Origin of the sequence: Mesorhizobium sp. WSM4313 (assembly GCF_002294725.1) — a bacterium.
Classification (GTDB): Bacteria; Pseudomonadota; Alphaproteobacteria; order Rhizobiales; family Rhizobiaceae; genus Mesorhizobium.
The window spans coordinates 2,501-26,838 of record NZ_NSFT01000014.1 but is presented as its reverse complement, the minus strand read 5'-3'; the positions used below and the strand labels follow the sequence as shown (position 1 = coordinate 26,838).

Annotated in this window: 21 protein-coding genes, 1 tRNA gene and 2 rRNA genes; 11 read left to right on the top strand and 13 right to left on the bottom strand. The window is 63.4% G+C overall.

What is annotated here, in order from left to right; translation table 11 throughout:
• The first annotated feature begins 179 nt into the window (after positions 1-179).
• The 6 genes from CK219_RS24500 (at position 180) to CK219_RS24470 (ending at position 6,209) form a co-directional block, all read left to right on the top strand.
• Positions 180-1,790 carry an ABC transporter substrate-binding protein gene (locus tag CK219_RS24500; RefSeq protein WP_095769191.1) on the top strand — a complete coding sequence of 537 codons (1,611 nt, stop codon included), beginning with the start codon at positions 180-182 and terminating at the stop codon, positions 1,788-1,790.
• Positions 1,791-2,048: 258 nt separating this feature from the next.
• On the top strand, positions 2,049-3,035 hold the full coding sequence (locus tag CK219_RS24490) for an ABC transporter permease (protein WP_095769190.1): 987 nt from the start codon (positions 2,049-2,051) through the stop codon (positions 3,033-3,035).
• Entirely contained in the window at positions 3,032-3,862 is an 831-nt protein-coding gene (locus CK219_RS24485) for an ABC transporter permease (protein ID WP_095769189.1), read from the top strand. Before CK219_RS24490 ends, CK219_RS24485 begins: the two co-directional genes overlap by 4 nt.
• Complete coding sequence (locus tag CK219_RS24480; protein ID WP_176477135.1) at positions 3,859-4,866, top strand: ABC transporter ATP-binding protein; 1,008 nt, start codon at positions 3,859-3,861, stop codon at positions 4,864-4,866. The genes CK219_RS24485 and CK219_RS24480 overlap by 4 nt, the downstream gene beginning before the upstream one ends.
• Positions 4,863-5,639, top strand: coding sequence for an ATP-binding cassette domain-containing protein (locus CK219_RS24475; RefSeq protein WP_095769188.1), 777 nt, complete (start codon positions 4,863-4,865; stop codon positions 5,637-5,639). The genes CK219_RS24480 and CK219_RS24475 overlap by 4 nt, the downstream gene beginning before the upstream one ends.
• A 63-nt stretch (positions 5,640-5,702) precedes the next feature.
• Complete coding sequence (locus CK219_RS24470) at positions 5,703-6,209, top strand: L-2-amino-thiazoline-4-carboxylic acid hydrolase (RefSeq protein WP_095769187.1); 507 nt, start codon at positions 5,703-5,705, stop codon at positions 6,207-6,209.
• A 5-nt stretch (positions 6,210-6,214) separates the two neighbouring features.
• On the opposite strand, the gene CK219_RS24465 is transcribed toward CK219_RS24470, so the two are convergent.
• The 4 genes from CK219_RS24465 to CK219_RS31830 all read right to left on the bottom strand — a co-directional run bounded on the left by CK219_RS24465 (position 6,215) and on the right by CK219_RS31830 (position 9,977).
• Entirely contained in the window at positions 6,215-7,003 is a 789-nt protein-coding gene (locus CK219_RS24465; RefSeq protein WP_245340609.1) for a DeoR/GlpR family DNA-binding transcription regulator, read from the bottom strand.
• Between the two features lie 80 nt (positions 7,004-7,083).
• Positions 7,084-8,382, bottom strand: a complete 1,299-nt coding sequence (locus tag CK219_RS24460; RefSeq protein ID WP_095769186.1) for an FAD-binding oxidoreductase — start codon at positions 8,380-8,382, stop codon at positions 7,084-7,086.
• A gap of 2 nt (positions 8,383-8,384) precedes the next feature.
• Positions 8,385-9,755 (bottom strand): glutamine synthetase family protein, encoded by a 1,371-nt coding sequence (locus CK219_RS24455; protein WP_095769185.1) that lies wholly within the window; start codon positions 9,753-9,755, stop codon positions 8,385-8,387.
• Between the two features lie 60 nt (positions 9,756-9,815).
• Positions 9,816-9,977, bottom strand: coding sequence for a hypothetical protein (locus CK219_RS31830; RefSeq protein ID WP_176477134.1), 162 nt, complete (start codon positions 9,975-9,977; stop codon positions 9,816-9,818).
• 268 nt (positions 9,978-10,245) lie between these two features.
• Between CK219_RS31830 and CK219_RS24450 the strand changes: the two genes are divergently transcribed.
• Entirely contained in the window at positions 10,246-10,686 is a 441-nt protein-coding gene (locus tag CK219_RS24450) for a GFA family protein (RefSeq protein WP_095769293.1), read from the top strand.
• Positions 10,687-10,705: 19 nt separating this feature from the next.
• Here the strand turns inward: CK219_RS24450 and CK219_RS24445 are convergent, their stop codons facing one another.
• From CK219_RS24445 to CK219_RS24425, 5 genes are all read right to left on the bottom strand, one after another.
• Positions 10,706-11,467, bottom strand: a complete 762-nt coding sequence (locus CK219_RS24445) for a glucose 1-dehydrogenase (RefSeq protein WP_095769184.1) — start codon at positions 11,465-11,467, stop codon at positions 10,706-10,708.
• An 11-nt stretch (positions 11,468-11,478) separates the two neighbouring features.
• Positions 11,479-12,291 (bottom strand): ABC transporter permease, encoded by an 813-nt coding sequence (locus tag CK219_RS24440; protein WP_040987444.1) that lies wholly within the window; start codon positions 12,289-12,291, stop codon positions 11,479-11,481.
• Positions 12,291-13,154 carry an ABC transporter permease gene (locus tag CK219_RS24435; RefSeq protein ID WP_095769183.1) on the bottom strand — a complete coding sequence of 288 codons (864 nt, stop codon included), beginning with the start codon at positions 13,152-13,154 and terminating at the stop codon, positions 12,291-12,293. Before CK219_RS24435 ends, CK219_RS24440 begins: the two co-directional genes overlap by 1 nt.
• 77 nt (positions 13,155-13,231) lie before the next feature.
• On the bottom strand, positions 13,232-14,395 hold the full coding sequence (locus tag CK219_RS24430) for a spermidine/putrescine ABC transporter substrate-binding protein (RefSeq protein ID WP_095769182.1): 1,164 nt from the start codon (positions 14,393-14,395) through the stop codon (positions 13,232-13,234).
• Positions 14,376-15,512 carry an ABC transporter ATP-binding protein gene (locus CK219_RS24425; RefSeq protein ID WP_095769181.1) on the bottom strand — a complete coding sequence of 379 codons (1,137 nt, stop codon included), beginning with the start codon at positions 15,510-15,512 and terminating at the stop codon, positions 14,376-14,378. Before CK219_RS24425 ends, CK219_RS24430 begins: the two co-directional genes overlap by 20 nt.
• A gap of 116 nt (positions 15,513-15,628) precedes the next feature.
• Here CK219_RS24425 and CK219_RS24420 point away from each other — a divergent pair, with 116 nt between their 5' ends.
• From CK219_RS24420 to CK219_RS24410, 3 genes are all read left to right on the top strand, one after another.
• Complete coding sequence (locus CK219_RS24420) at positions 15,629-16,441, top strand: LuxR C-terminal-related transcriptional regulator (protein WP_095769180.1); 813 nt, start codon at positions 15,629-15,631, stop codon at positions 16,439-16,441.
• Positions 16,442-16,585: 144 nt separating this feature from the next.
• A complete protein-coding gene (locus CK219_RS24415; RefSeq protein ID WP_095769179.1) occupies positions 16,586-17,284 on the top strand; it encodes a GntR family transcriptional regulator in 699 nt (232 codons plus the stop codon).
• 233 nt (positions 17,285-17,517) lie between these two features.
• Positions 17,518-18,873: a glutamine synthetase family protein gene (locus CK219_RS24410; protein WP_095769178.1), complete on the top strand. Its 1,356-nt coding sequence runs from the start codon at positions 17,518-17,520 to the stop codon at positions 18,871-18,873.
• A 19-nt stretch (positions 18,874-18,892) separates the two neighbouring features.
• Here CK219_RS24410 and CK219_RS24405 read toward each other — a convergent pair whose 3' ends face one another.
• Positions 18,893-19,534, bottom strand: a complete 642-nt coding sequence (locus CK219_RS24405) for a ThuA domain-containing protein (RefSeq protein ID WP_095769292.1) — start codon at positions 19,532-19,534, stop codon at positions 18,893-18,895.
• 312 nt (positions 19,535-19,846) lie between these two features.
• Here CK219_RS24405 and CK219_RS24400 point away from each other — a divergent pair, with 312 nt between their 5' ends.
• Positions 19,847-20,698: an NmrA family NAD(P)-binding protein gene (locus tag CK219_RS24400; protein WP_095769291.1), complete on the top strand. Its 852-nt coding sequence runs from the start codon at positions 19,847-19,849 to the stop codon at positions 20,696-20,698.
• Positions 20,699-20,767: 69 nt separating this feature from the next.
• On the opposite strand, the gene CK219_RS24395 is transcribed toward CK219_RS24400, so the two are convergent.
• From CK219_RS24395 to CK219_RS24385, 3 genes are all read right to left on the bottom strand, one after another.
• Positions 20,768-20,844 (bottom strand) — tRNA-Met (locus tag CK219_RS24395).
• Positions 20,845-21,082: 238 nt separating this feature from the next.
• Positions 21,083-21,197 (bottom strand): 5S ribosomal RNA (gene rrf / locus CK219_RS24390).
• Positions 21,198-21,286: 89 nt separating this feature from the next.
• Positions 21,287-24,110: ribosomal RNA gene (locus CK219_RS24385) — 23S ribosomal RNA — on the bottom strand.
• Positions 24,111-24,338: the final 228 nt, after the last annotated feature.

The window sequence follows — 24,338 nt, the reverse complement described above, 5'->3', positions numbered from 1 at the left end:
CTGTAATCTGGTCCTACCAGATAAGGGCATGAGAGCCTCCGTCGGCTGGCTGGTCCAGCGGACGGAAATTTCAAAGCCAAGCCATGATGCGCCAAATCCGTCTCTGGCGAAACCTTTGCCAAGGGCCATAATCACCGGATTGCCGCGCCTGCCACGGCGCGAAGAGGGGAGTTTGAGCGATGTCCGAATTGACGATTTCACGCCGCGGCCTATTGGCCGGCTCGGCGCTGCTGCTGGCCTCCACCGCGCTTCCGACCATCGGCCTTGCGCAGACGCCCAAGAAGGGCGGCCGGCTGATCGTCGCCGCGGATTCCGAGCCGCGCAACCTCAACCCGGCGATCGTCGCCTCCAACGGCGTCTTCTTCATCTCCAGCAAGATCGTCGAGACGCTGGCCGAAGCCGCCTTCGACGGCAAGGAAGGGCTGCAGCCGCGGCTGGCGCTTTCCTGGGAACGCGCTGCCGACGGCCTGTCGGTGACCTTCAAATTACGCGACGGCGTCAAATGGCATGACGGCAAGCCCTTCACTTCCGCCGACGTCGCCTTCTCGGCGCTGCAGATCTGGAAGCCGCTGCAAAATCTCGGCCGCACCGTGTTCAAGGACCTGGAGGCCGTCGACACCCCGGACGATCTCACCGCGATCTTCAAATTCGCCAAGCCGACGCCGTTCCAGCTGATCCGCAATGCGCTGCCGGCGCTGTCGAGCGTCGTGCCGAAGCACCTCTATGAGGTGGGCAAGATCGAGGAAAACCCGGCCAACAACGCGCCGGTCGGCACCGGTCCGTTCAAGTTCGCCGAATACAAGGCCGGGCAATATTACCGGCTGACCCGGAACGACGCCTATTGGGGCAAGGACGAGCCCTATCTCGACGAGATCGTCTATCAGGTGCTGCCGGACCGCACCTCGGCCGCGGCCGCGCTGGAAGCCGAAGAGATCCAGCTCGCCGCCTTCTCCGCCGTGCCGCTCGCCGACCTCGACCGCATTTCCAAGGTGCCAGGCCTGAAAGTCATCACCAAGGGCTATGAGGGGCTGACCTACCAGCTCGTCGTCGAGATCAACCACCGCCGCAAGGAGCTGGCCGATCTGAAAGTGCGGCAGGCGATCGCGCATGCCATCGACAAGGATTTCGTCGTCAAGACGATCTTCCTTGGCTATGCCGCGACCGCCACCGGCCCGGTGCCGAAGAACGATCCGCAATTCTACACCGCCGACGTGCCGACCTATCCCTTCGATATCGCCAAGGCCAATGCGCTGCTGGACGAAGCCGGCTACAAGCGCGCCGACGACGGCAAGCGCTTCGCGCTGAAGCTGCTGCCGGCGCCTTACTTCAACGAGACGAAGCAGTTCGGCGATTATCTGCGCCAGGCACTCGCAGCGATCGGCATCGACGCCGAGATCGTCAACAACGACTCCGCCGCGCACATCAAGGCCGTCTACACCGACCACGCCTTCGACCTCGCCGTCGGCCCGCCGGTGTTCCGCGGCGACCCGGCAATCTCGACCACCATCCTGGTGCAGAGCGGCATTCCCGACGGCGTGCCCTTCTCCAACCAGGGCGGCTACAAGAACGCCGAGCTCGACGCGCTGATCGCGAAAGCATCGGAGACGCTGGATACAGCGGCCCGAACCGAGCTTTACAAGGAGTTTCAGAAGAAGGTGGCGGCCGATTTGCCGCTGATCAACGTCGCCGAGTGGAGCTTCATCTCCGTCGCCCGCGAGACGGTCGGCAACATCGCCAACAACCCGCGCTGGGCGGTATCGAACTGGGCGGACACTTATTTGGCCGGCTGATCTCCTTGCGGATTGCCTGCCGCGGTGCTCAGCTTTGAGAATGAGAGTTCCTTCGCGCCCCCCTCTGTCCTGCCGGACATCTCCCCCTCTAGGGGGGAGATTGGCAGTTCTCGCGCCTCGCTCATTCCTGCGGCGTCGAAAATTGGCGAAAGCCTATGTGACGGCAAATCTCCCCCCTAGAGGGGGAGATGTCCGGCAGGACAGAGGGGGGCGCCGTAGAGCGCAATCTCGAAGGGTTGCGAGCAGCGTCCTTTCGCCATGACCCGCGCCCTCCGCCTCCTGCGCCGCCGCGTCGTCGGCAGCGTCTTCGTGCTCCTCATCGTCGTCATCGGCAGCTTCCTGCTGCTCGAAGCCGCCCCCGGCGACGCGGTCGACGCCTATATCGTCTCGACCGGCGGCGATGCCGGCATGATCGAACTGCTGCGCCACCGCTGGGGCCTCGACCAGTCGGAGCTGACGCGCCTCGCCAACTATCTCTGGGCGCTGCTGCATCTCGACCTTGGCCATTCCGTCACCTTCTCGCGGCCGATCCGCGAAATCATCTTCGAGCGCCTGCCAACCACGCTGATCCTGATGGGCAGCGCCACCGCGCTCTCCTTCGGCCTCGGCTCGGCGCTCGGCATCTATGCCGGCGCCAGACCCGGCAGCGTCCGCGACCGCTTCCTCTCCATCGGCTCGCTGGCGCTTTATGCCGTGCCCGGCTTCTGGCTCGGCCTGGTGCTCATCGTCATCTTCGCCGTCGATTTGCGCTGGCTGCCGATCGGCGGCATCGAGACCATCGCCGCCGGGAAAACCGGAGTGGCGCGCGTCGCCGACATTGCCATCCATCTCGTGCTGCCGGTCTCGGCGCTCGGCTTCATCTATCTGGCACTTTATTTGCGCATGATGCGCGCCGGCATGGCCGAGGCCTGGCGGCAAGACTTTATCCTCGCCGCCCGCGCCAGGGGCCTGCCCCGCCGCCGCATCGTGTTTGCCCATGTTGCCCGCAATGCGCTCCTGCCGCTGGTCACCATGCTTGGCCTGCAATCGGCGCAGATGCTGGGCGGCAGCGTCGTCATCGAAAGCGTCTTTGCCGTGCCTGGCCTCGGCCGCCTGGCGCAGGAAGCCGTCGCCGGGCGCGACACGCCGCTGCTGCTCGGCATCATCCTGGTGAGCGCCGTCCTGGTCGTCGTCATCAACCTTCTCGTCGATCTCGCCTACGCTGTCCTCGATCCGCGCGTCGGCGCCGGCGAGGCAAGCGCATGAACCGCCTGCATCGTTTCTTCCGCACGCCGGAAGCAATCGCCGGCGCAATCATCCTGGCCTTGCTCATTGTGATGGCGCTGGCGGCGCCGCTGCTGTTTCCCGGCGACCCGCAGGCCATCGCCGGACCGACGCTGCTGCCGCCGTTCCAGGACTGGTCGCTGCCGCTCGGCACCGACCGGCTCGGCCGCGACGTGCTGGCCGAGCTGTTCCATGGTGCCCGCACGTCGCTGGCGGTGGGACTGGCGGCGGCCGCCGCGGCGCTCCTCATCGGCTCGGTGATCGGCACTTTGGCCGGCTTCGCCGGCGGCCTAATCGACGAAGTGCTGATGCGCATCACCGATGCCTTCCAGACCGTGCCGAGCTTCCTGCTGGCGCTCGCCTTCGTCAGCATCGTCGGACCTTCGCTCAGCGTCGTCGTCGCCGCGATCGCGCTCGGCGCCTGGACCGGGCCCGCGCGGGTTGCGCGCGCGGAAGTCCTGTCGATCCGTGAGCGCGACTATGTCGCCGGCGCCCGCGTCATCGGCATGCATCCGCTGGAGATTGCTTTTCGCGAGGTGCTGCCCAACGCGCTGCCGCCGGTGCTGGCGCTATCCTCGGTGATCGTGGCCGCCGCGATCCTCACCGAGGCCGCGCTCTCCTTCCTTGGCCTGGGCGATCCCAACCGCGTCACCTGGGGCGGCATGATCGCCGAAGGCCGCGCGGTGCTGCGCACCGCGCCGTTTTTGTCGGTCGTTCCCGGTATCGCGCTGATGCTGACGGTGCTCGGTGTCTACCTCGCCGGCGAAGGCGTGGTCGAAAGCACCGCTGTGCGCAGGAGCCTGTCGTGACCGCGCTGCTTTCGGTCCGCGATCTGTCGGTGGGCTGTCGGCGCGACAGGGCCGAGGCGCCGGCGCTGAAAGGCATCAGCCTGGATGTGAAAACCGGAGAGCGCCTGGCGATCATCGGCGAAAGCGGCTCGGGCAAGAGCACGCTGGCGCTGGCGATTGCGGGGTTGTTGGCGAGGGGTGCAAAGGTTGAAGGTTTGATCGGATGGAAACAATCGAGCCTTCAATCGCCTCATTCCTTCGCGCCCCCCTCTGTCCTGCCGGACATCTCCCCCACAAGGGGGGAGATCAGCAGTTCCGCTGCCGGCTCTCCCCATGCAACGCCGGCGATTGGCGAAAGCGGCCGCGACAGCTCAATCTCCCCCCAAGTGGGGGAGATGTCCGGCAGGACAGAGGGGGGCGCCGTAGAGCGCCGACCTTTTCATCCTCGCGATAATCCCCTCCTCGGCCGCGACATCGGCTTCGTCTTCCAGGACCCCTCTTCCAGCCTCGATCCGGTCATGCCAATCGGCAAGCAGATCGCCGAAGTCGTCCACACCCATCTCGGCCTCAGCTGGCCTGACTCCTTCGCCCAAGCCAAAACCGTCCTCGACCGCGTCCGCCTTCCCGACCCCGAAGCCGTCCTCCACGTCTACCCGCACCAGCTGTCCGGCGGCCAGAAGCAGCGCGTGGCCATCGCTGCGGCCATCGCTGCTGGACCCAAACTCTTGATCGCCGACGAAGCGACCAGCGCGCTCGACACCATCGTCCAGGCCGAGATCGTCGCGCTGATCCGCCGGCTGGTGGCCGAGGACGGCATGACGCTGCTTTTCATCAGCCACGATATCGCGCTCGCCGCCACGCTTGCCGATCGCGTCGCGGTGCTGCGCCACGGCGAATTGGTCGAACTCGGCGAGACCGATCAAATCCTCAACGCGCCGCGCCATGCCTATACGCGCGCCCTGCTCGATGCGCATCTCGGCCTCGACGCCGAGCCGCTGCTTGACCGGCAAGGCGCCTCGGCATGACCGTGCTTGCCGTCTCCAGTCTCGCCAAGCGCTACCGCCGTGGCGGTAAGCCTTTCGCGGCGGTCGACGACGTGTCGTTCGAGATCGGCCGTGCAGAAACGCTGGCGCTCGCCGGCCCGTCCGGCAGCGGCAAGTCGACGATCGCGAGGCTGGTCTTGCGGCTGATCGAGCCCGATGCCGGCCGCGTCGACTTCGAAGGCGCGGACTTCCTCGCGCTATCCGGCGCCGCTTTGCGCGCGCGCCGCGCCCGCATCCAGATGGTGTTCCAGGATCCGCTCGCAGCCTTCAATCCACGCGTCACCGTGGCGCGCGTGCTTGACGATCCGTTGCGCATCCATGGCATTGCCCCACGTGCGGAGCGCCCGCGCCGTATCGCGGCACTGCTGGAGCGCGTCGGCCTCGATGCCGGCCTCGCGGCTCGTGCCATCCATGAGATTTCCGGCGGCCAGCGCCAGCGCGTGGCGATCGCCCGCGCCATCGCGACGCGGCCGACGCTGATCGTGCTCGACGAGGCGGTGTCGGCGCTCGATGTTTCGGTGCGCGGCCAGATCCTGGAATTGCTGCTCGACCTGCAAAGGCAGGAACGGATCGCGTATCTGTTCATTTCGCATGATCTCGGCGTCATCCGCGCCGTGGCGCATCGCGTCGTCATCCTCGACGCCGGCCGGATCGCCGAGAGCGGCGATGCCCGCGCCGTCATCGCCAACCCGCGATCGGCGATCGGCAAGGCGCTGGTGGCGGCGACGCCAAGATTGACCAGGAACCGACCATGATCCCGCAAAGTGGGACCCGGTTTGCGGACAGATCATGGCCAAACGACAAAATCAGGACACAGCATGACCGATCCCGAAGCAGCCAGAGCCGAAATACTGTCGCGCGAGCTCGACTCCGCCTTCCGCAACCGGGCCGACCTCTATCGTCTCTTCCTCGACGAGCTGACCGCCGAGCTTGGCGCCGAGAAAGCCGAGGCGTTAATGATCCGCACCATCGAGAAGCGCGGCCGGGAAGTCGCGGCTGCGGCGTTCGCCGCTTTCGGCCCCAATGATGCGCCGGCGATCGGCGACGCCTTTCTGGCGGTCAGTCCGGATGGCGGGCGCATGTATCCGACCGATGTCGAGCGCGGGCCTGGCCACATCGCCTTCAAGGTGAAGCGCTGCCCGCTGAAGGATGCCTGGATCGAGGCCGGCGTCGGCGAGGAGAAACTCGCCACGCTCTGCCGCATCGCCGGCGCCTTCGACCGCGGTCTGTTCGAGGCAACCGGCGTGCGCTTCTCCAATGTCACCTGGACGCCGGGTCATGGCTCCGGCTGCTGCCATATCGCGCTGACAAACCGCGACGCTTAACCTATTCAGCTCTCGGCAAACACGTGCAGCTCGCCGCCTGCCTCGTCGATCGCCGCGCGCATCTCGGCTGCCGGCTCGCTGTCGGTGACGACATCGGAAATCTCGCTCAGCGCGCAGACGCGTTCGAGGCCGCTGCGGCCGAACTTGTCGTTGGTCACGACCAGCATGGTCGACAGCGACCGTGCCATCATCGCGCGCTTCACCGCCGCAGCGCCCGAGATCATGTCGCTCGGCCCTTCGGCATTCAGCGCCGAGGCGCCGATGATGGCGACGTCGGCATTGTAGCGGCGCACGAATTCCACTGTGTCCTCGCCAAGTACGGCCGCCTCGCGGCTGTCATAGGTGCCGGGGCAAAGGATGACGCGGAAGCCCGGATTGGCGCCGGCCACCGAGGCGACGCCGACGGAGTTGGTGATGATCGTCAGGTCCCGGCCGTGTTGCGAAAGGCTGCGCGCGACTTCATAGGTGGTCGATCCGCCGTCGATCATCACGATACTGCCTTTCTCGATCAGTCCGGCCGCACCTCGTCCGACACGGGCCCGCTCCTCGACCATTGTGAGGCCGCGTTCGGCGATCACCGGTTCCGACGTCACCAGCGAAATGGTGGCGCCGCCATAGGTGCGGTTGATGAGCCCGGCTTCGCCGAGCTCGATCAGGTCGCGGCGGATGGTCTCCCCGGCGACGCCGATGCGGCGCGCAAGCTTCGAGATGCGGATCGATGCCGAGCGCCGCACCTCCGACAGGATCAACTCGTGGCGCTCCTTCTTGGTCAGCCGGCCGGGCTCGATGTTCATCGCTCTTCCCTAGCTATGACACCGAAGATTCGTCCCCGGCGCCGCCAGACATTAGCCACGCCGGGGAAAGGAAACCAGCGTCAGTGACGCAACCGATCGCGCATCGCATACCACAGCATGCCGAGCACATAGAGCGGGCCGCGCAGCGCCGTGCCGCCCGGGAAGGGCAGCGGCGTCAGCGCCGAGAACAGGTCGAGCCGCGAGGCATCGCCCGTGATCGCTTCCGCCAAGAGCTTGCCCGACAGCGTCGACAGGATGACGCCATTGCCGGAATAGCCATGCGCGAAATAGACCTCGCCGTAATTCCCGACATGCGGCAGGCGCGACGTGGTGATGGATACCAGACCGCCCCAAGCATGGTCGATCCGGCAGCCCTTGAGCTGCGGAAAGGTCTTCTCCATATGCGGCCGCACGAAGCCGGCAATGTCGGCCGGCGCCGACGGCGTGTAGCGCTCGCCGCCGCCGAACAGTAGGCGTCCGTCCGCCGACATCCGGTAATAGTTGACGACGAACAGCGTGTCCGAGACGGCGACATTGGCGGGGATGACATTGCGCTCGCCCAGAGGCTCGGTGGCGACGATGTAATTGCCGACCGGCATGATGTGGCTGTTGACACGCGGCTCCAACCCCTTGAGCAGCGCATCGCCGGCCAACACCACATGCCTGGCGCGGACCGAGCCCTTGTCGGTGAACACCCGGATGGAAGGCTCGCGCTCCAGCCGCACCGCCACCGAGTTCTCATGGATGACGACACCTGCAGCGACGGCCGCGCGGGCAAGTCCCAGCGTGTAGTTGAGCGGATGCATGTGGCCGCCGAGCCGCTCGAACACCGCGCCGTGATAAGGTGTGTCGACCATCCGCCGCGCCTCGGCCGCCGACAGGATCTCGACATCGGTGAAGTTCATCACCTTGGCGAGGCATGCGGCCTCTTCCTCGAAATCGCGCACATCCGAAGCGCTGACCGCGCCGACCAGATGGCCGGTCTGGCGCAAGTCGCATTCGATGTGGTGACGCTCGATGATATCGAGCACCAGCCCGCGCGCCTCGAAGGCCAGATCGAACAGCGCCTTTGCCCGTTCCGGCCCAAAGCTTTTGACCAGGCCCCTGGCGCCCTTGCGCAGGCCGGGGATCATCTGGCCGCCATTGCGCCCCGAAGCGCCCCAGCCGATCTTGCCGCCTTCGAGCAGCACCACTTTAAGACCACGCTCGGCCGCATGCAGCGCCGCCGACAGACCCGTGCAGCCGCCGCCAACCACTGCCAGATCGGCCTCGACATCGCCGGCAAGCGCGGGATGCTCGGGCGCCGGATTGGCGGTAGCAACATAGTAGGACTTGTCGATGTCGAGACCGGAATTGAAACCTGTCGAACGCGAAGCCATGGTCACACCTTGAGCAGCAGATGGTCGCGTTCCCAGGACGTCACGACGCTCTGGAACAGGTCGAGCTCGACGCTCTTCACGCGCAGATAGGTTTGGAAGAAATCCTCGCCGAGCAGCGCCCGCACGGGCTCGCAAGCGGCGAAACGGTCAAGCGCTTCCTCCATCGTCTTTGGCAGTGTGCTCTTGCTCTTATAGGCGTTGCCGAAGGACTCCTCCGAACGCGCAAGCTTCTCCTCGATGCCGAGATAGCCGGCGATCAGCGAGCCGGCCATGGCGAGATAGGGGTTGGCGTCTGCCCCCGGCAGCCGGTTCTCGATGCGGCGCGCGGCGCGCCCGCCCAGCGGCACGCGCAGGCCGCAGGAGCGGTTGTCGTGCGACCATTCGATATTGGCCGGCGCGCTGTGGCCGGGCCGGATGCGCCGGTAGGAATTCGCATGCGGCGCAAACAGCGGCATGATTTCAGGGATATATTTCTGCAGGCCGCCGATGAAGTGCGCGAACATCTCGCTGTCCTCGCCGTCTCCGCCGGCAAACAGGGGCTCGCCCTTCCGATCGACGATCGACATGTGCAGGTGCATGGCGCTGCCGGCCTGCGCCGCGATCGGCTTGGCCATGAAGGTGGCATGCATGCCGTTCGCCTGGGCGATCTGCCGCGCCAGGCGCTTGAACAGAAGCACCTGGTCGGCGACCGTCAGCGGATCGCCATGCAGCAGATTGATCTCGAGCTGCGCCGTGCCGGATTCGTGGATCAGCGTCTCCACCGGCAAGCCGGTGATGGCGGCATGCTCATAGAGCTGCCGCGTCACCGTTTCGAATTCCTCCATCGCCTGCATGTCGTAAGGATGCTGCACGCTTTCCGGCCGGCCGTTGCGCCCAACCGGTGCGGTCAAAGGCTGATCGGGGTTGGGGTTGGGCGCCGTCAGATAAAACTCGAGCTCCGGCGCCATCACCGCACGCCAGCCGCGCTGCTCATAAAGGTCGAGCACGGCTTTCAGCACATGGCGCGGCGAGGCCATCCAGGGCCGGTCGTCCATGTGGAACGTGTCGGCGAAAACATAGGCTTTGCCGGCGCTGCCGGGCGCAAGGCACAGGCTCGAAACGTCCGGCACCATGCGCATATCGGGATCCTGGTAAGCAAAGCCTTCGTCGATGGAGCCGGAATAGCGGCCGTCGATCGCCACCAGGAAGGCACTGCTCGGCAGATAGAGCGCGCGGTCGTCGAGCGACTTCAGGAATTTGGCGACCGGCAAGGTCTTGCCGCGCAGCACGCCGTTGACGTCCGGCACGAAGCATTCGACTTCGTTGATCGCATGCGTTTTCAGCCAGCTTTGCGTGTCCGCGCCGGGAAATGAGGTGTTCAGATTGTCAGGCATTGGTCATGTCCATACGAAGGAGAGATCGCTTCGGCGGGCATGTCCGTTCCGGTAGGGGCGTTATCTAAGCTGCGTTATCCGAGGACGGGCGCCCGCCTGTTGACCGGCCGAAGGCCGGGTCAGCGCGCCCTGCACCCCTTCGGTCCAGCCGTCGCGAACGACATGCGAGCCGACCTTGGTCTCCTCCGCGCGCTGCAGGTTCTCGTGGCGGCAGCAGCGCATGATCAGCGGCGCTCCGCCAAAGCGCGCGCCGTTGCGGCCGCAACTGGAAACGGCCGGGTGGTGGAAAGCCTTTCTACCGCTCGCATGACAAGCCTTGTCGAGAACCTGGCATGGTTTGGCCGATCAGCGCGCGCCGCGCAAGCCCGCCTATGAAACCGCTGCCCATTGCTGGCCCAAACGGGCGGAGGGAACCGGGTACCTGCTTGTGCTGTTCCCATATGCGCCGCATGCCGACAGAACGATTTCCGAAGCAACCAGGAGCGATCAGATGGAAAGCAGGAGCGACACGGGCGCATGTTTTTGCGGAGCGATTGCCGCCGAGATGCAGGGCGATCCGTTCTGGATCTGCTTCGATCACGACGACGACTGCCGCCGCGCGATTGGCAGCCCGCTGACCATCTGGGTCGGTTACCGGCCGGACCAGTTCCGCTTCACGCGCGGGCAACCCCGGAGCTTCTCGAGGACGAAAGGTGTCGTTCGCACCTTCTGCGACAGATGCGGCACCTCGATCACGTATCGCGACGAAGGGCTGAGCGACGAACTCTATGTCACGATCGGCTTCTTCGATCATCCGGAGCGGTTCAAGCCGCACGCCCACGCTTATTGGCGCCTTCGGCTGCCTTGGCTGGAATTCGCCGACGATCTGCCGCGCATCGACACCTACTCGCGGCGCCGCGATCCGGCATTCGGAAATCCCAACGACCGGTAGGCGATTTGCCAGGCGCGCCTCAGCCGATACTCTCGCCGCCATCAACCACCAGCGCCTGGCCGGTCATGAAGGACGAGCGATCGGAGACGAGGAACAGGATCGCCTCCGCGATCTCCTCCGCGCTCGCCCAGCGCCCCATCGGGATCTTGGTGCGGACGTAGTTTTCTATCGCGTCGCGCCCGCCCATCTGGGCGATGAACGGCGCGTTGAACGGCGTGTCGACCCAGCCCGGGCAGAGCGCATTGATGCGCACATTGTGCTTGGCGTAGTCGAGCGACATCTGCCTGGTCATCGCCACTACGGCATGCTTGGAGGTGGCATAGGCGATCATCTCGCGGTCGTAGAACACGCCGGAATTGGATGCGGTATTGAGGATGACGCCGCCTCCTTGCGCGATCATCGCCGGCATGACGGTCTTGGCCGCCAGGAATTGCGCCCGCACATTAATGCGCCAAGAGGCGTCCATCCCGTCAGTGCCCACTTCCGTCAGCGTGCCGCCGACCTGGATGCCGGCATGGCTGTGCAGGATGTCGATCCGGCCGTGCCTGCCGAGCGTTCCCTCGATGAGGCCTTCGACGGCCGTATCGTCGCCGACATCGGTGGTGACCGCCTCGGCCCGGCCGCCAGTTTCGCGGATGTCGGAAGCGGTGGCTTCGCCGGCCGCCGGATCGCGGTCGGCAATGACCACATGCGCCCCTTCCCTGGCCATGATCATCGCGCCGGCGCGGCCGATGCCCGACCCGGCGCCCGTCACCACGGCGATACGGTCTTTCAGGATCATGGATTGGTCTCTCAAGGCGATGGCTTCCGTCGGCCGAGCTGCCATTGCGCTAGCAGCACGAGCAGGACCGACGCGCAGAGCACGATCGTGGCGATGGCATTGATCTCCGGCGTCACGCCACGCCGGATCGAGGCGAAGACGTAGATCGGCAGCGTCGTCTGCGCGCCGGCGACGAAGAAGGCGATGATGAAGTCGTCGAAGGAGAAGGTGAAGGCGAGCAGGAAGCCCGCGATCACCGCCGGCATGATCTGCGGCAGCACGATCGAGCGGAATGTCGTCAGCGGCGTGGCGTAGAGATCGCTCGAGGCCTCGACCAGGTTGCGGTCGAGGCTCGCAAGCCGCGTGCCGACGATCATCGTCACCAGCGCCATCGAAAACAAGCCGTGCGCGGCGATGATCGACCCATAGCCGAGCGAAAGCCGCGGCGGCTGGTCGGTCGGCCACAGCGAAGCGAGGAACGGATTGACGACGGCGAAGAGCTGCACCAGCGCCACCAGCGTCGAGATGCCGATGACGACGCCGGGAACGACGATGGCCGCGCCCAGCAGCGCGTCGAAGAGCGCCCGCGTCCGCGCGCCGACGCGCTGCAGTCCGAGCGCCGCGGCGGTGCCGCAGAAAGCCGCGAGCAGCGCGCTCGTCGTGGCGATGAACAGGCTGTTCTTCAGCGCCTCGACCAGGAAGGGATTGGACAGCGCCTTGCCGTACCATTGTACGGAGAAGCCGGTGAACTCGCTGGCATGGTGGCCGGCATTGAAGGAGAACAGCACGACCAGCGCGATCGGCAGATAGAGGAACGCAAAAACGGCAACGACGAAGGCGCGCATCAGATCAGGTCCACCCGGCGTGCGCCCGAAAGCCGGGTCGAGATGCGATTGGCGACGATCAGCACCACGACCGAGACCAGCACCAGCGTGATGGCGATGGCCGATCCGAATGGCCAGTTGCGTGATTGCAGGAAGAGATCGACCAGCGCGTTGCCGATGAAGAACACCTTGCCGCCGCCGAGCAGCGTCGGGATCAGATATTCGCCTAGCAGCAGGATCATCACCAGCGAGAAGCCGGTCATCACGCCGGGCAGCGATAGCCGGAGCGTCACGCCGAGGAAAGTCGACAGCGGTGTCGCGCCAAGGTCGGCGGAGGCCTCCAGCAGGCGCCGGTCGAGCCGCTCCAGGCTGACATAGATGGGCAGGATCATCAGCGGCAGGTAGCCGTAGACGATGCCGAGCAGCACCGCGCCCGGCGTGTTGATCAGCCTCAGATCCTCGATGCCGACATAGGCGAGCAAAGCCGGGATGCCGCGCCCGCCAAGGATATACATCCAGGCATAGGTGCGCATCAGAAGGCTGGTCCAGAACGGGATGACGATCAGCGCAAGCAGGATCAGCCGCCAGCGCTGCGGCGCGCGCAGCGCCAGATAATAGGCGACCGGATAGGCGACGAGCAGGCAGGCAAGCGCGCCGGCCGGCGCCAGCACCATCGTGTTCCAGAAGGCCGTCGCCCGTGCCGGCAGGTTGGCGTATTGCGCCAAGGTCAGCGCGGCCTGGTAGCCGCCCTCCGGCGCCCGCTCGCCGACACTGAAGATGGCGATGGCGACGAAGGGCAACACCAGGAATACGACTAGCCACAGCGTCGCCGGGGCGAGCAGCAGCGCCGTCACGAGGTTTTTGCGAAAGAGACTGCGGCGCATCGGGAAAGCCGGTTGGGAGTCGGCGGACTTTCGTCCGCCGGTCGCATTGTCTGGTTCTGGTTTGTTGCCGGTCCCGCTCAAGCCGACTTGAAGCGCGCCATCAGCTCGGCGCGGCCCGGATCGGTGAGCGTCGCGGCGGCGCCGAATTCGAGCGGTTTCAACAGGTCGGCCGCCGGATAGAGGATCGGGTTGTCGAGCACTTCCTTTGGCAGCAGCGCGTTGACGCGCGCGTCGGTCGAGGGGGCGCCATTGGCCAGATGCTCCTTCACCGCCACCTTCGGGTTCATCAGGTAGTTGAGCAGCGCATAGCCGGCCGGCTTGTTCGGCGCGTCCTTCGGGATGGCGTAGAAGTCGGTCCAGATCTCGCCGCCCTCCTTGCCCAGCACATAGGCGATCTCGGGAATATCGCGATGCAGCTGCGCGCCGTCATTGGTCCAGCACATCGTCATCCAGGCATCGCCGGCGCGCATTCCCGGCTGGTAGTCGCTCGACACCGCGAACAGATGCGGCTTGACCTTCAGCAGCAGTTCCTCGGCCTTGGCCAGCTCGTCCTGCTTCAGCGAGTTGAACGAATAGCCGTAATATTTCAGCGCATTGCCGATCGTGGTGAGCTGATAGTCATGCACCATGGCGCGGCCATCGCCTTCCGCCATGGCCGTGTCCCAGAACTCCTTCCAACTCGACATCGGCTTGGCGAGCTTCTTGATGTTGACGGCAAAACCGGTCGTGCCCCAGTTCTTCGGCACGGCGTAGATCGTGCCGTCGATCGTGCCTTCCGCCGTGAAGCGCGCATCTTCCGACTTGCCGTCGAAATTGCCGAGCTTGGCCATGTCGAGCGCCTCGATGATGCCGAGCTTCTTGTAGGTCGAGATGGTGTAGTTGGTGGGCACGAACAGGCTCCAGCCCGAGCCGCCGGCCTGCAGCTTGGCCAGCATCTCCTCGTTCGAGCCGAAGACATTGACCTCGACGGCGACGCCGGTCTCCGCCTTGAAGTTCTCGAAGGTCTGCGGGTCGTGGTAGTTCGGCCAGGTGGCGATCGACATGCGGTCGCCGAGGTTCTCGGCGGCGAAGGCGGGTGTCGGCATGATACCGAGCTCACGCGCCATCACGGCGGTGGCGACACCGAGCCCGGTGAGGCCGAGGAAGTCGCGCCGGCTGATCGAGCCGCGCTTCAAACGCATCAACTGGTCGACGAATTTATCGGGGGTTATCGGCAGTCCGTCACGATAGGATTTCGGCATGTTGGTCTTCCCTCTGGTTTGTCCCGTTATTGTTGGCGTGCGGAAACGCCAGCGGCGCTCCGGCGGCAAAGCCGATGGCGACGGGTTCGCCCGGCTTGAACAGATTGCCTTGGCCGATCACGTGATCGGCCTTGGCGAGCAGCGATCCGATGCCCTGGACTTCGATGGCGTATTCGGCTGTCGAGCCCAGGAAGATCCGATTGCGCACGATGCCTTTCAAGGCACCGCCCCCAGGCGCCGAAAGGCTGAGCGATTCCGGCCGCAGGCTGACGGAGACGGCTTCGCCGCGGCCGAGCGGCACCCGCTTGCGCGCCGAAATCACCGTGCCATCGGCGAGCGCGACATCGACGAGGTCACCCGAGAGTCCGGCCACCTTGCCGCTGAGAAGATTGGTCTTGCCGACGAAGTCGGCCACGAACAGGTCGGCCGGCTCGTCATAGATCTCGCTCGGCTGCCCGAGTTGGACGACGCGGCCGCCATTCATGACGCAGACGAAGTCGCTCATCGACAGTGCTTCCTCCTGGTCGTGGGTGACCAGCACGAAGGTGATGCCGATCTCGCGCTGCAGGTTCTGCAGCTCGATCTGCATGTCGGTGCGCAGCTTCTTGTCGAGCGCCGCCAGCGGCTCGTCGAGCAACAGCACCGCCGGCTTGTTGACCAGCGCGCGGGCGAGCGCCACGCGCTGCTGCTGGCCGCCGGAAAGCTCGTGGACCTTGCGGCGCCCGTAGCCGGCGAGCTGCACCATCGAAAGCGCCTCGCCTGCCCTTAAGGCGATCTCGCGCGACGACAGGCGCGGCCTTGCCTGGCGCAGCCCGTAGGAGATGTTCTCCTCGACATCGAGATGCGGGAACAGCGCATATTGCTGGAACACCATGTTCACCGGGCGCCGGTAGGCCGGCGTTCCGGCCATGTCGCGGCCGCGGATCAGCACCTGGCCCTCGCTCGGCTGCTCGAAGCCGCCGATCATGCGCAGGCAGGTCGTCTTGCCGCAGCCGGAAGGCCCGAGCAGCGCGACGAAAGCCGAAGGCGGGATGGCAAGGTCGATGCCGCTGACCGCGGTGATGGCGCCGTAGCGCTTTGTGACCGCGCGAAATTCGATATCGGGCACTGCAGTCAAGCCAAGGCTCCAGCGACAGCGTGAGGCAATGCCTTGACGCTAGCAGAGGCAATGCACCTGGTATATACCTCGCAGGTGGTATATTTAGCCGATTTTATCGTTTAGAGGGGTATGGATTGGCTACCTCCCGCAGTGACGACTACAACGCCTTGGCCGCCGTGATCGCCGCGTCGCGCGAGACCGGCGGCGATCATTTCGGCAAGGCGATCGTCGGCTGGCTCAGCGGACATGTCCGTTTCGATCACTGCGTGATCTTCGGCTATCGGGGTGCCGCACGGCCACCGCTCCTGTTCGAGACCTTCTCGCCGGCGGAGAGCCACATCTTTGTCGCGCTCTACCAGGAGGGGCCCTATCTGCTCGACCCGTTCCACCACGCCGCGGTCGAGCGCAAGGAGGGTTTCTGGCGCATGCGCGAGCTCGCGCCGGACCGCTTCTATGCCAGCGAATACTACCGCTCCTATTACAGCCAGACCAAACTTGCCGAGGAGGTCGGCTTCTTCGTGCCGCTGGCCGGCAAGGACGCGCTGGTGCTGTCGCTGATGCGGCTGCGCGCCACTGGGCCGTTCGGAACGGCGGATGCCAGGCTGCTGCGCGACATGGCGCCGGCGGTGATCGGCTTCTGCAGGCAGCGCTGGCCCGCTTTGCCTGCCGAAGAGGTTGTGGCCCGGCCCTCCGGCGAAACCGTCGCGCCGACCAACGAGCTCGACCGGGCGCATATCTGGAAGAGCCTGTCCTTGACCTCGCGCGAAAAGCAGGTCGTCGACCTGGTGCTTCAGGGCCACTCCACGGAATCGATCGCCAGGGCGCTGCGCATCGTGCCGGGGACCGTCAAGGTCCACCGCCGCAACGTCTACCGCAAGCTGAAGATCAAATCGCAGGCCGGCCTGTTCGCGCGCTTCGTCGAGATCATCGACGCTCGGATTGGATAGCGACCCCAGTCGCCCTTGCGGCGGTTCGCGTTGACCGTCTATCGTGCGGCCGAACGACCGGCCAGGTATCCCGGCGGCGACCAGCTATTCCCGCGTCGGACGTGACGAAACAAGTTTCAGGACCCATCAAGCAGCGCATCGCCAATGGCCGACAAATCGCAATTCGGACTGACCGCTGTCGATACCGTTCCGCTGCATGAAAAAGTCTATCTGGAACTGGTGCGGGCGCTGATGTCGGGCCAGCTCCGGCCTGGCCAGAAGCTGACCTCGCGCAAGCTCGCCAAGGAGCTCGGCACCAGCGACATGCCAGTGCGCAGCGCCTTCATGCGGCTGCAGGCGCTGAGGGCACTGAGCCCGATGCCGAACGGCAGCGTCGAGGTGCCGCTGATTTCCGCCGACCGCTTCCAGCAACTGACCGCCGTGCGCACGGTCCTGGAAGGCACGGCCACCGAGCTCGCGACAAAACTCATCAACGGCAACAATCTGCGCGCGATCCGGCGCCACTGCGCCGAACTTACCGAAGCCGCCCGCGGCGGCGGGATCGAAAACTATCTGCGCAAGAACTATGACTTCAAATTCTCGATCTACCGCCATTGCGGCAACGAGCAGATGATCTTTCTGATCGAGACGGTATGGATGCAGGTCGGCCCATTCCTGCGAAATCTGCACATCGGTTTCGAGGATGACCTGGCCGGCATTCTCGGCATCGACTATCACGAGGAGGTCGTGGCGGCGATCGAGGCTCATGACGGCGAAAGGGCGCGGGCCGCGATCGTGCGCGATATCGCCGAGGGCGCGGCCCACATCCTCGGCCATGTGAAATTTCCGGAACTGCGCCACTGACAGCCAGGCGGGCCTCCGAATCCGGCTTGGCTTTCGCCGATCGGGCCGCTATGTTGCGATCGCAGATCGCACAATGTGGACCTGAAATGCCTCCCGATATCCCGGCTAATGATTTGAAAACATGAAGGAAAATCGCTCGGCATCAGCCGTGCTGGCCTTCACGAACTCACAAGCCGAAAATTGGATATCGTAGCCGACAGGGCTACAGCACCCAGAAAAACAGGGGCTGGAAATTGAGCGATGCGATTGCGGATGTTTTGAAGTGGCTGGACAGCAGGAAGGACATCCAGAGCCTGCGGGCGGCGGTGTGCGACCTGAACGGTATCATGCGCGGCAAGCGCATTCCGGTCGAGCAGGCGCGTAAGGCGCTCGAAGGCAAGCTGCGCATGCCCTACTCGGCCATCGGGCTCGACATATGGGGCGAGGACATCGAAGGCAACGCCCAGGTGTTCTCGACCGGCGACGCCGACGGGCTTTGCCATTGGACGGGGCGCGGCATATTGCCCGTCAACTGGACGGCGCATCCGACGGCGCTGTTGCCGGTCTGGTTGGCGGATGACAGCGGCGCCCCCTATCTTGGCGACCCGCGCCGCGCGCTGGCCCGCATCCTCGACCGCTACGCCGCCCTCGGCCTGACGCCTGTCACCGCGACCGAACTCGAATTCTACCTCGTCGACCCGACGTCGCAGCGGCCTGTCGGACCGGTCTCGCCGGTAACCGGGCGGCGCCTCGATTCCGACGCGGCGCTCTCGATCGATGAGGTCGACGATTTCGAAGCCTTCATCCACGATATCTACGAAGCCTGCCGCATGCAGGACATTCCGGTCGACACCGCGATTGCCGAGAACGGCGTCGGCCAGTTCGAGATCAATCTCAACCATGTGCCCGACGCCCTGCGCGCTGCGGACGACGCTGTGCTCTTCAAGCGCACCGTCAAGGGCATCGCGCGCAAGCATGGCTTCGCTGCCTGCTTCATGGCCAAGCCTTATGGCGAGCGAGCCGGCAATGGTTTCCACGTCCATTTCAGCGTCCTCGACAAGGACGGTCGCAACATCTTCGATGACGGCTCGGACCAGGGCTCGGACACCATGCGTCATGCTGTCGGCGGCCTGCTCGCCGCGATGGCGCAAAGCACGCTGGTGTTCGCGCCGCATTTCAATTCCTACCGCCGGCTGCGGCCGCGATCCTATGCGCCGACGGCCGTCGCCTGGGGTTATGAAAACCGCATGGTGGCGATTCGCATTCCGGGCGGCCCGTCGGCCGCACGCCGCATCGAGCACCGCGTCTCCGGCGCCGACGCCAATCCCTATCTGGTGCTGGCGGCGATTCTCGGCGCGGCCTTGATCGGCATCGAGCGCCAGCTCTCGCCCGGTGAGCCGACCGGCGGCGAAGGCCAGGGGCTGACGCTCGCCAAGCTGCCGCCGGATTGGGCCTCGGCGATCGCCGCCTTCGAGGCGGGCCAGCGTGTCGCCGAAATCTTCCCGGACGTGCTGCGCGACGCCTTCGTCGCCTGCAAGCGCCAGGAGCTGAACACCTTCGCGCTCAACGTCAGCGACTTCGAGATCGAGACCTATCTCGAAAGTGTTTAGCCGACCTTGAGCCGGTCGCTCAGCGCGCCGCCCACGCCAGCCCTCGGCGCAGGATGGTGCGCATCTGCGGGACCTCGAACTCCGAGGCCACGTGACCGAGCGAGGAATAAAACACGCGCCCCTTGCCGTGCTGGCGCTTCCACACCACCGGCATGACGACGCCGTCGATCCACGGCGCGTGGTCGCCAGAAAAAGTGGTGGTCGCCAGCACCTCGTTGGATGGATCGACATGCATGTAATACTGCTCGGAGCGGTAGGGGAAATCCTCGATCCCCTGCATGATCGGGTCGTCACGCCGCACCACGTTCACTTGATAATCGATGATGTTCCCGGGATGCGCGACCCATTGGCCGCCGCACATGAACTGGTAGTTCGTTGATTCGCGAAAAGCGTCGCCCATGCCGCCATGATAGCCGCCGAGGCCGACGCCGTTTTCGACCGCCTCGGTCAGGTTCGCCTCTTCGGCCTTGGTAAGCTTGGACATGGTATAGATCGGCACGATCAGGCTGAGATCGGTGATCGCCGGATCGGCGAACACCGCTGTCGTGTTTTCGACGCGCACGGCAAAGCCTTCTTCCTCGAGCATCGCCTTGACGACGCGCGCCCCGGCTTCGGGTTCATGCCCTTCCCAGCCGCCCCATACGATCAGCGCTTGCCGCATCTTTGTCTCCGTCAGTTTGGTTGCGTTCATTCGAGATCGCCAAGGGCGAATACTTGCGGGGATTTCGGACGTTAATGCACGTCAGCAAAAAGCCGGGGCGAGTCTACCCACAAATGGGTTTGCGACGAAACACGAAACCATTCGAACGCGGCGCGCCTTCGCGCCAACTCATCTTATGCGGCCTGTTGAAGCCTTACCCGAAAAATATGCCGGCGGGGAGGTGACATCCCGGTCGCGGGAACCAGATTGGGTCGAGGGCCACTGGTGCCCGGACAGATCCGTGGTCGTCACGAAACGCACAGGAACATGATCATGATGATTCTCGCCTTCGGTGCAGCGGGAAATTTTGCGGGCAGCGTCATTCCCGCCCTTGCCGCTCGGGGTGCGCGCGTCCGTGCCTTCGTCCGCAAGCCTGAGCAGGCTGAACTGGTACGCCGTCACGGCGCAACCGAGGTTGCCATCGGCGATCTGCGCGATCGTGCAGCTTTGGATGGGGCGCTCAAGGATGTGGGCGCCGTCTTCTATATCGCCCCAGCCTTCATTCCCGCCGAGGCTGATGTGGGAAAGAAAGTCGTGGAGGCCACTATCGACGCCGGTGTGCGCCGGTTCGTGTTCTCGGCCGTGATCCATCCGGTGCTTTCGGACCTCGTCAATCATGTCGCCAAAGCGCCGGTCGAGGAGGCGGTTCTCAACTCCGGCCTGGAATATACGTTCCTCCATCCGGCGCGCTACTTCCAGAACTACGCGGCATTCTGGCCCAAAGTCGTGAAAGAGGGCGTGCTTGCGGAGCCCTGGTCGTCCGGGACACGCTTTTCGCTGGTCGACTATCGCGATGTCGCCGAGGTCGCCGCGATAGCCCTGACCGAAGAGCGGCTGCTTTTTGGAACGTTCGAGCTCTGCGCACCTGGGCAACTTAACCGCCTCGATGTCGCTGCGCTGATGAGCGATGTGCTGGGCCATGAAGTTAGGGAGCGCCGCGATCCCGATGTGCTCGGCGATGTTCCTCCCGGCTTGCGGGCGATGTTCGATCACTACGATCGCCACGGCCTGCTCGGCAACCCACTGACGCTACGTGCGATCTTGGGCCGGGAGCCGCGGTCGCTGCGTGCTTATTTGGAGGAATTGGCGCAAGGCGATACTGCCCGATCCGGCGAGCAAGGATGAACAGCCGGCCCCCATGCCACCCCAGCCGAATACAAAAAACGGCCCGCGAGGAGCGGGCCGTTTTTTGTTTGGTTGCGGGGACAGGATTTGAACCTGTGACCTTCAGGTTATGAGCCTGACGAGCTACCGGGCTGCTCCACCCCGCGTCAACTACGAGCAAGCGTTTGCTTGCGATTACGAGCAAGCGTTTGCTTGCGACCACGAGCAAGCGTTTGCTTGCGTCCTTGGAGGTAAGTTTGATCTTACCTGATTCAAGAGCCGCCAAATGAAAGGGCCGCTTGCGCGGCCCAGGCTCCCGTTTGGCGGGCCTTAAGATCGTAGAGAGAAGATTGTCTTCATCCGGATCCTGTGGATCTGGAAGTGAGGTGAACATGCGCTTTGCAGACCTGGCAGCGACCTACTCTCCCGCGTCTTGAGACGAAGTACCATCAGCGCTGGAGCGTTTCACGGCCGAGTTCGGAATGGGATCGGGTGCAGCCGCTCCGCCATAACCACCAGGTCGGCAAAACGCACGTTCAAATCGAGAAGCTGTTTTCTGTGCCGGCGACAATCCTTCGGATTGCGCCTAGATGGATATAAGTAATGAGAACGATCAAGCCTATCGAACTATTAGTACCGGTAAGCTTCAAGCGTTGCCGCTCTTCCACACCCGGCCTATCAACGTGGTCGTCTTCCACGGTTCTCAGGGAATACTCGTTTCAAGGTGGGTTTCCCGCTTAGATGCCTTCAGCGGTTATCCCGTCCGGATATAGCTACCCTGCAATGCGGCTGGCGCCACAACAGGTCCACCAGAGATCCGTCCATCCCGGTCCTCTCGTACTAGGGACAGATCCTTTCAATATTCCTACACCCACGGCAGATAGGGACCGAACTGTCTCACGACGTTCTGAACCCAACTCACGTACCGCTTTAAATGGCGAACAGCCATACCCTTGGGACCTGCTCCAGCCCCAGGATGCGATGAGTCGACATCGAGGTGCCAAACAACCCCGTCGATATGGACTCTTGGGGGTCATCAGCCTGTTATCCCCGGCGTACCTTTTATCCGTTGAGCGATGGCCCTTCCACGCGGGACCACCGGATCACTATGACCGACTTTCGTCTCTGCTCGACTTGTCAGTCTCGCAGTCAGGCAGGCTTATGCCATTGCACTCAGCGAACGATTTCCGACCGTTCTGAGCCCACCATCGCGCGCCTCCGTTACTCTTTAGGAGGCGACCGCCCCAGTCAAACTACCCACCATACATTGTCCCGGACCCGGATAACGGGCCGCGGTTAGACATCCATAGTGATAAGGGTGGTATTTCAAGGGTGGCTCCACCTGAGCTGGCGCCCAGGCTTCAAAGCCTACCACCTATCCTACACATGCCACTACGAATGCCAATGTAAAGCTATAGTAAAGGTGCACGGGGTCTTTCCGTCTAACCGCAGGAACCCCGCATCTTCACGGGGAATTCAATTTCACTGAGTCTATGCTGGAGACAGCGGGGAAGTCGTTACGCCATTCGTGCAGGTCGGAACTTACCCGACAAGGAATTTCGCTACCTTAGGACCGTTATAGTTACGGCCGCCGTTTACTGGGGCTTCGATTCAGAGCTTGCACCCCTCCTCTTAACCTTCCAGCACCGGGCAGGCGTCAGACCCTATACGTCGCCTTGCGGCTTCGCAGAGCCCTGTGTTTTTGATAAACAGTCGCTACCCCCTGGTCTGTGCCACCCTCCTCTGCTTGCGCAGAAAAGGGTCACGCTTCTTCCGAAGTTACGCGTGCAATTTGCCGAGTTCCTTCAGCATAGTTCTCTCAAGCGCCTTGGTATACTCTACCTGACCACCAGTGTCGGTTTCGGGTACGGTCTATAAGGAGGAGCTATTTCCTGGAACCACTCCGCTGCCCTTTCAATCCGATAAGATTGGACAACTTGTGTGATCCGTCACTACCTCCAGGCCCACGAATATTAACGTGGTTCCCATCGACTACGCGTTTCCGCCTCGTCTTAGGGGCCGGCTAACCCTGCTCAGATTAACTTTAAGCAGGAACCCTTGGTCTTTCGGCGGGGGAGTCTCTCACTCCCCTTACGTTACTCATGTCAGCATTCGCACTTCTGATACCTCCACCGCCCCTCACGGGTACGGCTTCATCAGCTTACAGAACGCTCCGCTACCGCTCGTGATTGCTCACGAACCCTAAGCTTCGGTGTATGGCTTTAGCCCCGTTACATTTTCGGCGCAAAGACCCTTATTTAGACCAGTGAGCTGTTACGCTTTCTTTAAATGATGGCTGCTTCTAAGCCAACATCCTGGTTGTTTTGGGATCCTCACATCCTTTCCCACTTAGCCATAACTTGGGGACCTTAGCTGTAGGTCAGGGTTGTTTCCCTTTTCACGACGGACGTTAGCACCCGCCGTGTGTCTGCCGACTAGTACTCCCAGGTATTCGGAGTTTGGTTAGGTTTGGTAATCCGGTGAGGACCCCTAGCCCATCCAGTGCTCTACCCCCTGGGGTATTCGGTCGACGCTCTACCTAAATAGATTTCGCGGAGAACCAGCTATTTCCGAGTTTGATTGGCCTTTCACCCCTAGCCACAAGTCATCCCGAACTATTGCAACAGTTATGGGTTCGGTCCTCCAGTAAGTGTTACCTTACCTTCAACCTGCTCATGGCTAGATCACTCGGTTTCGGGTCTAATGCGACGAACTGAACGCCCTGTTCAGACTCGCTTTCGCTGCGCCTACACCTACCGGTTTAAGCTTGCTCGTCACACTAAGTCGCTGACCCATTATACAAAAGGTACGTGGTCACCCTTGCGGGCTCCCACTGTTTGTAGGCAATCGGTTTCAGGTACTCTTTCACTCCCCTTGTCGGGGTGCTTTTCACCTTTCCCTCACGGTACTAGTTCGCTATCGGTCATGCACGAGTACTTAGGCTTGGAAGGTGGTCCTCCCAATTTCAGACAGGATTTCACGTGTCCCGCCTTACTCGAGGACGATTGATCGCATTACGCGTACGGGGCTGTCACCCGCTATGGCCCTACTTTCCAGAAGGTTCCGCTTGTCTCTCAATCGCCACTGGCCTGGTCCGGGTTCGCTCGCCACTACTTCCGGAGTCTCGGTTGATGTCCTTTCCTACGGGTACTTAGATGTTTCAGTTCCCCGCGTTCGCCACTTTATCCCTATGTATTCAGGATAAGTTACCTATTAGCGATACTTGGAAACCACAGCAGCAAGACGGCGCGATCCGAAGGATCGTCGCATCCCTGCTGCTCTGATTTTCCAAGTACCTTAGGTGGGTTTCCCCATTCGGAAATCTACGGATCAAAGGGTATTCGCACCTCCCCGTAGCTTATCGCAGCGTATCACGTCCTTCATCGCCTGTGCATGCCAAGGCATCCACCAATTGCCCTTAAGACACTTGATCGTTCTCATTGCCAATACCCATCACGCAATCCCCGAAGGGATTGTCGTTCAAGCCAAATCCCTTGCGGGATTAGCTAAGCGCGATCTCGAAGAGATCGTCGCCTGAGCAAAATCCTGTGCGGGACTTGCTTCAATGGAATTGGCACAAAAAGACCAGCTTCTCGAGATCGGTTCGAGGGCGCGGTTAGGCAAACCCATCATATGCAAGGGATTGAGCGTCCCTTGCGAC